This window comes from Micromonospora sp. NPDC051924, from assembly GCF_055586005.1.
In genome coordinates this window covers 18,111-30,141 of the sequence record NZ_JBVJJA010000029.1, presented here as the reverse complement: position 1 = coordinate 30,141, position 12,031 = coordinate 18,111, and the positions used below count along the sequence as shown (strand labels likewise).

The 12,031-nt window shown below is 73.1% G+C and carries 12 protein-coding genes; 6 read left to right on the top strand and 6 right to left on the bottom strand.

The window, feature by feature from the left end; all coding sequences use genetic code 11:
* Positions 1-193: 193 nt before the first annotated feature.
* Entirely contained in the window at positions 194-673 is a 480-nt protein-coding gene (locus ACZ6S5_RS22340; protein WP_466003307.1) for a MarR family winged helix-turn-helix transcriptional regulator, read from the bottom strand.
* A gap of 82 nt (positions 674-755) precedes the next feature.
* Here ACZ6S5_RS22340 and ACZ6S5_RS22335 point away from each other — a divergent pair, with 82 nt between their 5' ends.
* Positions 756-935, top strand: a complete 180-nt coding sequence (locus ACZ6S5_RS22335) for an NADPH-dependent FMN reductase (protein WP_466003305.1) — start codon at positions 756-758, stop codon at positions 933-935.
* 31 nt (positions 936-966) lie between these two features.
* Here ACZ6S5_RS22335 and ACZ6S5_RS22330 read toward each other — a convergent pair whose 3' ends face one another.
* On the bottom strand, positions 967-2,430 hold the full coding sequence (locus ACZ6S5_RS22330) for an MFS transporter (protein ID WP_466003303.1): 1,464 nt from the start codon (positions 2,428-2,430) through the stop codon (positions 967-969).
* Between the two features lie 96 nt (positions 2,431-2,526).
* Here ACZ6S5_RS22330 and ACZ6S5_RS22325 point away from each other — a divergent pair, with 96 nt between their 5' ends.
* Complete coding sequence (locus tag ACZ6S5_RS22325; RefSeq protein WP_466003301.1) at positions 2,527-3,306, top strand: helix-turn-helix transcriptional regulator; 780 nt, start codon at positions 2,527-2,529, stop codon at positions 3,304-3,306.
* A gap of 82 nt (positions 3,307-3,388) precedes the next feature.
* Here ACZ6S5_RS22325 and ACZ6S5_RS22320 read toward each other — a convergent pair whose 3' ends face one another.
* The gene (locus tag ACZ6S5_RS22320) at positions 3,389-3,793 is read right to left on the bottom strand and encodes a secondary thiamine-phosphate synthase enzyme YjbQ (protein WP_466003299.1); all 405 of its coding nucleotides are present in this window, start codon (positions 3,791-3,793) and stop codon (positions 3,389-3,391) included.
* A gap of 23 nt (positions 3,794-3,816) precedes the next feature.
* Positions 3,817-4,176, bottom strand: a complete 360-nt coding sequence (locus tag ACZ6S5_RS22315; protein ID WP_466003297.1) for a hypothetical protein — start codon at positions 4,174-4,176, stop codon at positions 3,817-3,819.
* 183 nt (positions 4,177-4,359) lie between these two features.
* Here ACZ6S5_RS22315 and aceE point away from each other — a divergent pair, with 183 nt between their 5' ends.
* Positions 4,360-7,104: a pyruvate dehydrogenase (acetyl-transferring), homodimeric type gene (gene aceE, locus ACZ6S5_RS22310; protein ID WP_466003295.1), complete on the top strand. Its 2,745-nt coding sequence runs from the start codon at positions 4,360-4,362 to the stop codon at positions 7,102-7,104.
* Positions 7,105-7,252: 148 nt separating this feature from the next.
* On the opposite strand, the gene ACZ6S5_RS22305 is transcribed toward aceE, so the two are convergent.
* Positions 7,253-8,062: an alpha/beta fold hydrolase gene (locus ACZ6S5_RS22305; protein ID WP_466003293.1), complete on the bottom strand. Its 810-nt coding sequence runs from the start codon at positions 8,060-8,062 to the stop codon at positions 7,253-7,255.
* 74 nt (positions 8,063-8,136) lie between these two features.
* On the opposite strand from ACZ6S5_RS22305, the gene ACZ6S5_RS22300 reads away from it, so the two are divergent.
* Complete coding sequence (locus ACZ6S5_RS22300; RefSeq protein ID WP_466003291.1) at positions 8,137-8,664, top strand: PadR family transcriptional regulator; 528 nt, start codon at positions 8,137-8,139, stop codon at positions 8,662-8,664.
* Between the two features lie 82 nt (positions 8,665-8,746).
* Here the strand turns inward: ACZ6S5_RS22300 and ACZ6S5_RS22295 are convergent, their stop codons facing one another.
* Entirely contained in the window at positions 8,747-9,193 is a 447-nt protein-coding gene (locus tag ACZ6S5_RS22295; RefSeq protein ID WP_466003290.1) for an SRPBCC family protein, read from the bottom strand.
* A gap of 186 nt (positions 9,194-9,379) precedes the next feature.
* On the opposite strand from ACZ6S5_RS22295, the gene ACZ6S5_RS22290 reads away from it, so the two are divergent.
* Positions 9,380-10,711 (top strand): GH1 family beta-glucosidase, encoded by a 1,332-nt coding sequence (locus ACZ6S5_RS22290; RefSeq protein WP_466003288.1) that lies wholly within the window; start codon positions 9,380-9,382, stop codon positions 10,709-10,711.
* Complete coding sequence (locus tag ACZ6S5_RS22285) at positions 10,708-11,985, top strand: MFS transporter (RefSeq protein ID WP_466003286.1); 1,278 nt, start codon at positions 10,708-10,710, stop codon at positions 11,983-11,985. Before ACZ6S5_RS22290 ends, ACZ6S5_RS22285 begins: the two co-directional genes overlap by 4 nt.
* Positions 11,986-12,031 lie beyond the last annotated feature (46 nt).

Below are 12,031 nucleotides of genomic sequence, written 5' to 3'. Positions count from 1 at the left end.
CCAGCGCCTGCGCGCCGGTCAGCGGGGCGCCGTCGGACAGCGGTTCGCCCAGGTCACGCCGCTGGGCGGGGGCGCCGAGCCCGCTCAGGGCCGCCCGGAACCGGTCGTCGAGATCTTGCGGGGTGGTCACGTCGGACAGCATTACCGACGAGGGCCCACCTCGCCCACCCGGACACGTTCCGCCCGGGGCGGCTCAGTCCTCCCCGCACTGCTCGGGGCAGCCGCCGTCGGAGACCTTCCAGACCAGCTCACGCAGGCTGGCGAGCTCGTCGGTGCCGAGCCCCTCGAGGAGTCGGGAGTCCGACATCACCTGGCGCACCCGGTCGCGGACCCGCCGGCCGGCGTCGGTCACCACCAGCGTCTTCTGCCGCCGGTCGGCCGGGTCGACCCGCCGCTCCACCAACCCGGCCTGCTCCAGCTTGTCGACCAGGGCGGTGACGTTGGACCGATCGCAGCCCAGCCGTTCGGCGAGGTCCCGGCCCGGCAGCGGGCGATCCGGGTCGAGCTCGTGCAGGGCCCGGGCGGCCGCCGGGGTGAGCCCCAGCTCGGCGATCTCCACGTCCTGGTAGTGCCGCATCGCGGAGGCGATGTGCAGGATCCGGCGCACCGTGTCGCCCGCCAGTTCGGAGCGGTCGCCCCGGTCGGGGCCGGTGGGGAGGTTCGGGTGCGCCATAACTCACATCATACTTGCAACTCAATAGTTGAGCAGCTCTGCTGTTGAGCAGCTCATCGAATATCGGTCCGAGGAGGCCACCATGTCCGACTTCTCCGTTCTCGCCATCTCCGGCAGCCTGCGCGACGCCTCGTTCAACACCGCGCTGATCCGCGCCGCACAACGGCTGGCGCCGTCGGGCATGACCATCGAGCGCTACCGGGATCTCGGCGCGATCCCCCCGTTCAGCGAGGACATCGAGCCCCAGCTCGCCGCCGCCTGACCCGCCCCACCCCGGCCCGCCCCGCATGAAGTTACCGCTCCGACACGGCGGGCGATCCGGCGACAACTTCGTGATCAACGCGGGCCGGGGCCGGGAGGTGGCGGTGGGGTGGGCGGAGGGCGCGGTGGGCGGTCAGGGCGCCCGTCAGGAGCAGGGCTGCGGTGAGGGCGGTCGGGGGCAGCGCCAGGGCGGCGCCCGACCGCCCCGCGGCGGTCAACGCGAGATGGAGGCCGCCGATCACGGTCACCCCGAGGACCGCGGCCAGCAGGGTGCCGGTGGAGACCAGCGCGGAGAGCGCGGCGGCGGAGGCGACCGGCACGATCCCGGTGAGCCGCCCGACCAGCGGACTGAACGACGCCGCGTGCGCGGCGCCCCCGGCCAGCAGCAGCGCGCTGCCGGGCAGCCACGGCCAGCCGTCCCGGGACGCCCAGGCCAGCACCGCCACCACCGCCGCGAGCACCAGCGGCCCGACCACCGGCAGGACCCCCCGGACCCGCTCCGGCAGCCGCGGCACCGCCAGGCCGCAGAGAGCGAAACCCGAGGCGTACGGGAGGAAGGCCAGTCCCGCCGCCAGCGCGGTGAAGCCGAGCCCGTCCTGCAGGCGCAGGGTGAGCACGAAGAGGAACCCCGCGTAGCAGCCCATCACCACGCAGCAGGCGGCCAGCCCGGCCGCCACCCCGGGCCGGCGCAGCACCGCCACGTCGAGCAGCGGGTCCCGACCGCGCCGGACACGGCGTACCTCGTACCCGAGGAAGAGCCGGAGCCCGACGGCGCCGACGGCGGCCGCGACGACCTGGATCCAGCCGGGCCAGCCCAGGTCCCGGCCGACCACCAGGGGCACCACCAGGGCCAGCATCGCGGCCGACAGCAGCGCCACGCCCGGGGTGTCCAGTCCCTTCCGCGACGGCGGGCCGGCCGGCGGCCCGGCGAGCACGCGGCGGGCGACGAACCACAGCACCAGCCCGACCGGCACGTTGACCAGGAAGGCGCTTCGCCAGGTGAGGCCGCCGAGGTCGAGCGTCACCAGCAGCCCACCGGCGACCTGGCCGGCGGCCACCCCGAGCGCCAGCACCATCGAGTACGCCCCGATCGCCCGGCCGCGTGCCGCGCCGGTGAAGTGCGCCTGGATCAGCGACAGCACCTGCGGCACCAGCAGCGCGCCGGCGGCCCCCTGCACCGCCCGGGCGAGCACCAGCGCGACCGGCCCGGGTGCCAGCCCGCAGGCCAGGGAGGCGACGGTGAACCCGGCCAGGCCGAGCCGGAACATCCGGGCGTACCCGTGCCGGGCGCCGAGCCGGGCGCCGGTCACCACGAGCACCGCGAAGGTCAGGGTGTAGCCGGCGAGCACGAGCTGCTGCACGGCCGGCGGCCCGGCCAGGTCGGCGCGGATGGCGGGCGCCGCGACGGCCGCGATCGAGGTGTCCATGGAGGCCATCGCCTGCCCGGTCAGCAGGACGGGAAGCAGGGCGGCGGGCCGCCGCGTCGAGTCGGTCACGACCGCCACCCTGCCCGCCGCGCCCACCTCCGGTCTTGTCGATCCTTGCGGCGCCGGCCGCCGCGTTTCGTCACCCGGTCGGCCTACGCTGACGGGGTGCGTACCGCGACGCCGCTGCTTCGGGGCCCGGACTTCCGGGTCACCGCGGTGCGCTGCCGGGACGACCACACCGGCTGGTCCGCCCCGGAGCCGGCCACCGCGTACGGGTTGGTGCTGACCCGGCGGGGCGGCTTCCGGCGGGCGGGGCGCGGCGGCGCCGAGTTCGTCGAGCCGACCGTGGCCTACCTGACCGTGGCCGGCGAGGAGGAACGGTTCGCCCACCCGGCGGGCGGGGACGACTGCACCTCCGTGCACCTCTCCGAGCAGCTGTGGCGGGACCTGTTCGCCGACCGGCCGGTGCCGGCCGTGGTGCACGTGGACGCCCGCGTCGACCTCGCCCACCGGCTGCTGCTGCGGGCCGGCGCCGACCCGGAGTACGCCGCCGCCGAGCGGCTGGTCCGGCTGATCGCCGCGGCCACCGGCCCGGCGGCCGACGCCGCCGGGCGGAGCCGCCGGCTGGTGGAGCGGGCACGGGCCGCGCTGCGCGACGACCACCCCGACGCCGCGGGGCTGGTCCCGCTGGCGCGGTCGCTCGGGGTCTCGCCGTACCGGTTGAGCCGGGAGTTCCAGGCGCTGGTCGGGGTGCCGCTGACCCGCTACCGCAACCGGCTGCGGGTGGGGCGGGCGCTGGACCGGTTGGCGGACGGGGTGGACAGCCTCGCCGCGCTCGCCGCCGAGCTCGGTTTCGCCGACCAGGCGCACCTCACCCGCACGGTCCGCGCCCAGCTCGGGCACACCCCGGCCCAGCTGCGCCGGCTACTGGCCCCACCCACCTGAATTCACGGAAAGAGTGGCCATCCGACGCGGGATGGCGACTCTCTTTCCGTAAAAGAGGCCGCCGGGCCGGGTGCGTGGCGGGTCAGGCGGGCAGGAAGGAGAGGCGGACCTTCCGGGTGGGGTTGTCGCCGTTGGTGTCGACCAGGCAGATCGACTGCCAGGTGCCGAGCTGGAGCCGCCCGCCGAGCACCGGCAGGGTCGCGTACGGGGGGACGAAGGCCGGCAGCACGTGGTCGCGGCCGTGCCCGGGCGAGCCGTGCCGGTGCCGCCACCGGTCGTCGGCGGGGAGCAGGTCGTCGATCGCCCGCAGCAGGTCGTCGTCGGAGCCGGACCCGGTCTCGATGATCGCCAGTCCGGCGGTGGCGTGCGGCACGAAGACGTGCAGCAGGCCGTCCCCCTGGTCGGCGACGAAGCGCTCGGCCTCGGCGGTGATGTCCCGGACGGTCGGCCGGGACCCGGTCTGGACGCTGATCACCTCACTGCGCATACGGCGCATTCTGCCGTAACCGCTCAGGAACCGCCCCCGCCGCCGCCACAGTCTCCACCACCACCACCGCCACCGCCACCGCCACCGGCGTCACCGCAGTCGTACGACGGCATGTCCCCGGTGCCGCCCGGCTGCGGCGGGGTGTAGGGGAACAGGACGCCGGCACCGTCGTCCGCCGGGTGGCCGGACGGGGAGCGCCAGCGGTCGCGGATCGTGCTCACACCGACGAGCAGCAGCAGCACGCCGACCGCGGCACCCAACAGCGGCTCCGGGCCCCACTCCGAACTGCGCGCGATCTCGCGCGCCAGGAACGCGACGGAGACCGCCGCGACCACCACCCCGACGGCCGCCATCGTGCCGCCCACCAGATCCGGACGTCGCATGGCGGCAGGGTAGCCGGGCGGGTCCAGCCGGCACCGGCCTAGCGCATTCGGTGATCGCACAAAGTTACTGGTGAGTACCTGTGTTCAGCGTCGCGTCTGGGGGAGGGAGACGTGACGACGAACGCCACCAGGGGGCAGGATGGCGTCTAGAGACCTATCCCACACAGAACCGAGGGAACGCCTGTGGCTACGGAACGCAAGCGCCCGGTGATCACCGCTGGTCTGCCGAGCCAGCTTCCGGACATCGACCCTGACGAAACCAGCGAATGGGTCGAGTCGCTTGACGGTGTCATCGACGAGCGCGGAACCAAGCGCGCCCGCTACGTCATGCTGCGCCTGCTGGAGCGGGCCCGCGAGCGCCAGGTCGGGGTGCCGTCCCTGACCACCACCGACTACATCAACAGCATCCCGCCGGAGCGCGAGCCGTGGTTCCCGGGTGACGAGCACATCGAGCGGCGGCTGCGGGCGTACATCCGGTGGAACGCCGCCATGCTGGTGCACCGGGCGCAGCGGCCCGAAATCGGCGTCGGTGGCCACATCTCCACCTTCGCCAGCTCGGCGTCCCTCTACGAGGTGGGCTTCAACCACTTCTTCCGGGGCAAGGACCACCCGGGCGGCGGCGACCACATCTTCTACCAGGGCCACGCCTCCCCCGGCATGTACGCGCGGGCCTTCCTCGAGGGGCGGCTCAGCGCCGACCAGCTCGACGGCTTCCGGCAGGAGCTGTCGCACCCGCGCGGTGGGCTGCCGTCGTACCCGCACCCGCGGCTGATGTCGGACTTCTGGGAGTTCCCCACCGTCTCGATGGGCCTCGGGCCGATGAACGCGATCTACCAGGCCCGGTTCAACCGTTACCTGCACCACCGGGGCATCAAGGACACCTCCCAGCAGCACGTCTGGGCGTTCCTCGGCGACGGTGAGATGGACGAGGTGGAGTCGCTCGGCGCGATCGGCGTGGCCGCCCGCGAGGAGCTGGACAACCTCACCTTCGTGATCAACTGCAACCTGCAGCGGCTGGACGGCCCGGTCCGCGGCAACGGCAAGGTCATGCAGGAGCTGGAGGCGTTCTTCCGGGGGGCCGGCTGGAACGTGATCAAGGTGGTCTGGGGCCGCGAGTGGGACCCGCTGCTCGCGGCGGACACCGACGGCGCGCTGGTCAACCTCATGAACACCACGCCCGACGGTGACTACCAGACCTACAAGGCGGAGTCCGGGGCGTACGTGCGGGAGCACTTCTTCGGCCGCGACCCGCGCACCCGGAAGATGGTCGAGCACCTGAGCGACGACGAGATCTGGAACCTCAAGCGGGGTGGCCACGACTACCGGAAGCTCTACGCCGCCTACAAGGCGGCCATGGAGCACACCGGCCAGCCGACGGTGATCCTGGCCAAGACCATCAAGGGCTGGACGCTGGGCTCGCACTTCGAGGCCCGCAACGCCACCCACCAGATGAAGAAGCTGACGCTGGAGGACCTCAAGCTCTTCCGCGACCGGCTCTACCTCGACATCCCGGACAAGCAGCTGGAGGACAACCCGTACCTCCCGCCGTACTTCCACCCGGGCGAGAAGTCCGACGAGATCGAGTACCTGCACGAGCGGCGCAAGCAGCTCGGCGGCTACCTGCCGACCCGCCGGACCACCCGCAAGACGCTGCAGATCCCGGGCGCCGAGCGCTTCTCCGACGTCAAGCGCGGCTCGGGCAAGCAGAAGGTCGCCACCACCATGGCCTTCGTCCGCCTCCTCAAGGACCTGATGAAGGACAAGGAGTTCGGCAAGCGCTGGGTGCCGATCATCCCGGACGAGGCCCGCACCTTCGGCATGGACTCGCTCTTCCCGACGGCGAAGATCTACTCGCCGCACGGTCAGCGGTACACCTCGGTGGACCGGGAGCTGTTCCTGTCCTACAAGGAGGCCACCACCGGCCAGATCCTGCACGAGGGGATCAACGAGGCCGGCTCGGTCGCCTCGTTCACCGCGGCCGGCACCTCGTACGCCACGCACGACGAGCCGATGATCCCGCTCTACATCTTCTACTCGATGTTCGGGTTCCAGCGGACCGGCGACGGGCTGTGGGCCGCGGCCGACCAGATGGCGCGGGGCTTCCTGCTCGGCGCGACCGCCGGCCGGACCACGCTCAACGGTGAGGGCCTCCAGCACGAGGACGGCCACTCGCTGCTGCTCGCCGCCACCAACCCGGCGGTGGCCGCCTACGACCCGGCGTTCGCCTTCGAGATCTCGCACATCATGGAGAACGGCCTGCACCGGATGTACGGCGAGGCGCAGGAGAACATCTTCTACTACCTCACCGTCTACAACGAGCCGATCTTCCAGCCGGCCGAGCCGGAGGGCGTGGACGTCGAGGGCATCCTCAAGGGCATCTACCGCTACTCGCCGGCCCCGCAGGTCGACGGGGACGCGCCGAAGGCGAACATCCTGGCCTCCGGCACCGGCATGCAGTGGGCGCTCAAGGCGCAGCAGCTGCTCGCCGCGGACTGGGGCGTGGCCGCCGACGTCTGGTCGGTGACCTCCTGGACCGAGCTGCGCCGGGACGCGGTGGCGTGCGAGGAGCACAACCTGCTCAACCCGGGCGGCGAGCAGCGGGTCCCGTACATCCAGCAGAAGCTGGCCGACGCCGACGGGCCGAAGGTCGCGGTCAGCGACTGGATGCGCGCGGTACCGGACCTGATCGCCCGCTGGGTACCCGGCGACTACACCTCGCTCGGCACCGACGGCTTCGGCATGTCGGACACCCGGCACGCGCTGCGCCGGCACTTCCACGTCGACGCCGAGTCGGTGGCCGTCGCGACGCTGCGCCAGCTCGCCCTCCGCGGCGTGGTGCCGGCTCACGTGCCGGCCGAGGCCGCCAAGAAGTACGCGCTGGAGGACGTCAACGCGGCCCCGGTCGGCGAGACCGGCGGCGACAGCTGACCCATCCGGTACGAAGGGCCCGGCGCTTCGCGCCGGGCCCTTCGTCGTCTCCGCCCACCCGCAGGATCCGCGCAACTTCAGGGAAAGTGCTGCCTCACGAGCCCGGGAGACAGCACTTTCGGAGAAAGTGTGTGGATCTCGACAATGCTCACGCCAGCGCGGGGGGCGGGGCCAGCTCGGCGACGAAGGGCTCGACGGCCGCGCGCCAGCCGGACGGGTTGTCGTAGTGCAGGACGTGCCCGGCGTCGGGGACCAGGGCGAAGCGGCCGTCGGGCAGCAGGTCGGCCATCTCCCGCTGCCGGGCGACCGGCTGGTCGCTCTGCGCCCCGGCGACGACCAGCGCCGGGCAGCGCACCGCGGCGAGTTCGGGCCGGTGGTCGCGGTCCGCCCAGTGCGCGAGGGAGGCGAGCACGTGCTCGGGACGGGCCAGCGGCCGCCACCCGTCCGGGTTGCCGGCCATCACCTCCACGAAGGACTCCCCCTCGGTCCGCCGCTCGGCCCCGAACCAGTCCCGCACGTCCGCCAGGGTCGGGAAGGGCACCGGCCAGTCGGCCAGCCAGCGTCGCCACCGGTCGACCAGGTCGGGCGGGGTCACCGGGTTCATGTCGGCGATCACCACGCCCCGGACCAGGTCCGGTCGGGCGCCGGCGAGCTGCCAGCCGGTGAGCCCGCCCATCGAGTGCCCGACCACCAGCGCCGGCGCGAGGTCGAGCGCCTCGATCACGGCGACCGCGTCGCCGACGTAGGCCGGGCGGTCGTACGGGCCGTCGGGCTTGTCGCTGTGGCCGTGGCCGCGCGCGTCGTATCCGACGACCCGGCCGTAGCGGGTGAGCCAGCGGGCGGTGGCGGTCCAGTTCGCGGCGCGTCCGGTGAGCCCGTGCAGCAGCAGGATGCCGGGGCCGTCGCCCCCGAAGTCGACCACGTTGAGCCCGGTCCCGGCCTGTCCCTCGACGCGCACGCATTCCTCCTCATACCTCGAATCGAGGTACACCGTATCGAGGCATGGGGCGCCGGGCAAGGCAGAATGTGGGGGTGCTGGAGTTGTCGATCCTGGGATTCCTCGGCGAGGGACCGCTGCACGGCTACGAGCTGAAGGCCCGCATCGCGCGGCTCGCGGGCTACGCCCGGCCGGTCAGCGACGGCAGCCTCTACCCGGCGATCAACCGGTTGGAGCGGGCCGGACTGGTCAGCCGGCAACGGGAACCGGGTGCCGCCGCGGCGCCGCGGCACACCCTCTCGCTCACCGATGCCGGACGGGCGGAGCTGCGACGGCGGCTGCGCGAGCCGGCCGAGCTGGACGTGACCGACCAGAACCGGTTCTTCACGCTGCTGGCCTTCCTCGGCCAACTCGACGACCCGGCGGCGCAGGCCACCGTGCTCGAACGTCGGCTGGCCTTCCTCGACCAGCCGGCCAGCTTCTTCCACACCGGTGACCGGCCGCAGCGGGCCGCCGAGCAGGACGACCTCTTCCGGCGCGGCATGCTGGTGATGGCCCGGGACATCAGCCGGGCCGAGCGCTCCTGGCTGCGGACCGCGATCGCCGAACTGCGGGCCGGCTGACGGCGGATTCGACGATGGCCCGGCGTCCCTGGCGGGAACGCCGGACCATCACCATCGCGGGCGGCGCCGGGACCGGCTCCGGTCAGCCGACGGCGGCCAGATCGGTGAGCCGGGCCAGCGAGTCCTCCAGGTCGGCGCCAACCCGCCGCAGGCCGAGCCGGAGCAGGGCGGCCTTGACCGTCCCGGCGGGCCACCGTACGACGATGAGCCGCACGATCGTCCCGCCCTCCTCCTCGTCCGGGGTCAGCTGTACGTAGATCTCGGTGCGCGCCTCGGCCCGGGCACCGGCGCCCTTGGCCCGTTCGCGCCACCCGATCAGGGTCGGCTCCTGGTAGGCGATCACCTCGGCCTCGTGCGCCGCGCCGCGCCCGGCCTGGACCAGTTGTCGCCGGCCGAAGCCCTCCCCCGAGAGGACCTCGGCCGCGCGGACCCCCGCCAGCCAGGCCGGCAACTGCTCGGCCCGCTGCACGACGTCCCAGACCGCTTCCACCGGCGCCATCACGTGCGCACTGCGTTCCACGAGGATCATCTTGTCTTTCCCCCACTTAAAACACATCCGCGATATTCGGCACTCTATGTGTAAATCGGACTTACCTGGATGGGTTCGGAAAAGACACGCCGAAAACCCTTGCGCCGCCTGCCTTTTCGGACCTATGGACCGGCGGCGCTCCGCGCCCTAGAGTCGCGAGCACGCTTCGCGTTTCAGGGAGGGCGCATGACGTACCCGCCGATGCCCGAGTTCCCCGCCGGCTTCCGCTGGGGGGTGTCCACCTCCGCGTACCAGATCGAGGGGGCGGCCACCGCCGACGGCCGGGGACCGTCCATCTGGGACACCTTCGCCCACTCCCCCGGGCGGATCGTCGACGGCAGCACGGGCGACGACGCGTGCGACCACTACCACCGGTACGCCGAGGACGTCGCGCTGCTGGCCGGCCTCGGGGTCTCCGCGTACCGGTTCTCGATCGCCTGGCCGCGGGTGCAGCCCACCGGCGCCGGCCCGGCCAACCAGGCCGGGCTGGACTTCTACGACCGGTTGGTGGACGAACTGCTCGGGCACGGGGTCGACCCGGTGGCCACGCTCTTCCACTGGGACCTGCCGCAGGCCCTGGAGGACGCCGGCGGCTGGCTCAACCGGGACACCGCCGCCCGCTTCGCCGAGTACGCGGACCTGGTCGCCGCCCGCCTCGGCGACCGGGTGAAGCTCTGGATCACCCTCAACGAGCCGTTCATCCACATGAGCCTCGGGCACGGGATGGGCGTGCACGCCCCCGGCCGGATGCTGCTCTTCGACGCCTTCCCGGTGGCCCACCACCAGTTGCTCGGGCACGGTCTCGCCGTCTCCGCGCTGCGCGCCCGCAGCAGCAGCCCGGTCGCCATCGCGAACAACTACTCCCCGGTACGGCTCGCCGGGGACACCGACGCCGACCGGATCGCCGGCGCGGCGTACGACGCGCTGCACAACCGGCTCTTCACCGACCCGCTGCTCGGCCTCGGCTACCCGGAGGAGCCCGACCTCGACCCGACCCTGATCCGGGACGGGGACCTCGACGTGATCGCCGCCCCGATCGACGTGCTGGGGGTGAACTACTACAACCCGACCGGCATCCGGGCCGCCGAGGAGGGCTCGCCGCTGCCGTTCGAGATCGTGCCGCTGGACGGCTACCCCCGGACCGCCTTCGACTGGCCGGTGGTCCCGGACGGCCTCCGCGAACTGCTGGTCCAGCTGCGCGACCGGTACGGCGACGCGCTGCCGCCGATCCAGGTCACCGAGAGCGGGTGCGCGTACGACGACGTGCCGGACGCCGACGGCCGGGTGGCCGATCCGGACCGGATCGCGTACCTGGACGGGCACCTCCGCGCGGTCCGCGAGGCGATCGACGCCGGGGTCCCGGTGACCGGGTACTTCGTCTGGTCCCTGCTGGACAACTGGGAGTGGGCCGAGGGCTTCACCAAGCGGTTCGGCCTGGTGCACGTCGACTACGCCACCCAGCGGCGTACCCCGAAGTCCTCGTACGCCTGGTTCCGTGACCGGGTGATCCGGCCATGACCACGGTGAACCCGACGCCGGCCTCGCTGCCGGCGGCCCTCGCCGAACCGACCGTGCCGGTCCGGCGGAGCTGGATCGCGCTGATCTTCGCGGCCAACCTGGGCGTCTGGATGGCCTTCTTCACCCCGATCCAGGTGCTGCTGCCGCAGCAGATCGAGCGGATCGCGCCGGGCGACAAGGAGGCCATGCTCGCGGTCGTCACCGGCCTCGGCGCGCTCGCCGCGGTGCTCGCCAACCCGCTCGCCGGCGCGTTCTCCGACCGGACCGTGCTGCGCCTGGCGAACCGGCACTTCGGCCGGCGGCACGTCTGGACCGCCTCCGGGGCGGTGCTCGGCGCGCTGGCCCTGGTGCTGCTGGCCCGGCAGGACACCATCGCCGGGGTGGCGGTGGGCTGGGTCGCCGCCCAGGTCTGCTTCAACGCGATGCTGGCCAGCCTCACCGCGGCCATCCCGGACCGGGTGCCGGTCGCCCAGCGCGGTGGCGTCTCCGGCTGGGTGGGCATCCCGCAGGCGCTCGGCCTGGTGGTCGGGGCGGTGCTGGTCACCGCCGTGGTCACCGGCAATGCCGCCGGGTACGCGGCCGTCGCGCTGGCGATGCTGCTGCTGTCGCTGCCGTTCGCGCTGCTCACCGAGGACGACCCGCTGCCCCGGGAGCACCGGTCGGTGCTGCGGCTGCGCGCGCTGTTGGCCTCCATGTGGATCAGCCCGCGCCGGCACCCGGACTTCGCCTGGGCCTGGTTCACCCGGTTCCTGGTGCAGACCGGCAACGCCCTCGGCACCCTCTACCTGCTCTACTTCCTCACCGACGGGGTGCGGGTGGCCGACCCCGAGGGCGCGCTGCTGGTGCTGATCCTGCTCTACACGCTCGGCATGATGCTCACCGCCGTGGTGTCCGGCCGGCTCTCTGACCGGTCCGGCCGGCGCAAGGTGTACGTGATCGTCTCCGGGCTGATCATGGCGGTGGCGGCGGTGCTGCTGGCGCTGGCGCCGACCTGGCCGATGGCGGTCACCGCCGCGCTGCTGCTCGGCGCCGGCTACGGCGTCTACCTGGCGGTGGACGCGGCGCTGATCACCCAGGTGCTGCCGGCCGCCACCGACCGGGCGAAGGACCTCGGGGTGATCAACATCGCCAATTCCGCGCCGCAGGTGCTCGGCCCGGCGCTGTCCGCCCCGATCGTGGTCCACCTGGGCGGCTACCCCACCCTGTACGCGGTCACCGCGGCGGTCACCCTGATCGGCAGCGCCCTGGTCCTCAAGATCAAGGCGGTGCCCTGACCGGCCCCCTGCCGGAAAGCGGTCGCCCCCCGCCGTAGGCTGGGGG

What these genes read in the sequence shown, in the direction of transcription:
- ACZ6S5_RS22335 (WP_466003305.1), top strand. Translation starts at nt 756, where the DNA reads ATGTCCGACTTCTCCGTTCTCGCCATCTCCGGCAGCCTGCGCGACGCC.
- ACZ6S5_RS22285 (WP_466003286.1), top strand. Translation starts at nt 10,708, where the DNA reads ATGACCACGGTGAACCCGACGCCGGCCTCGCTGCCGGCGGCCCTCGCC.
- ACZ6S5_RS22315 (WP_466003297.1), bottom strand. Translation starts at nt 4,176, where the DNA reads ATGCGACGTCCGGATCTGGTGGGCGGCACGATGGCGGCCGTCGGGGTG.
- ACZ6S5_RS22340 (WP_466003307.1), bottom strand. Translation starts at nt 673, where the DNA reads ATGGCGCACCCGAACCTCCCCACCGGCCCCGACCGGGGCGACCGCTCC.
- ACZ6S5_RS22320 (WP_466003299.1), bottom strand. Translation starts at nt 3,793, where the DNA reads ATGCGCAGTGAGGTGATCAGCGTCCAGACCGGGTCCCGGCCGACCGTC.
- ACZ6S5_RS22295 (WP_466003290.1), bottom strand. Translation starts at nt 9,193, where the DNA reads ATGATCCTCGTGGAACGCAGTGCGCACGTGATGGCGCCGGTGGAAGCG.
- ACZ6S5_RS22290 (WP_466003288.1), top strand. Translation starts at nt 9,380, where the DNA reads ATGACGTACCCGCCGATGCCCGAGTTCCCCGCCGGCTTCCGCTGGGGG.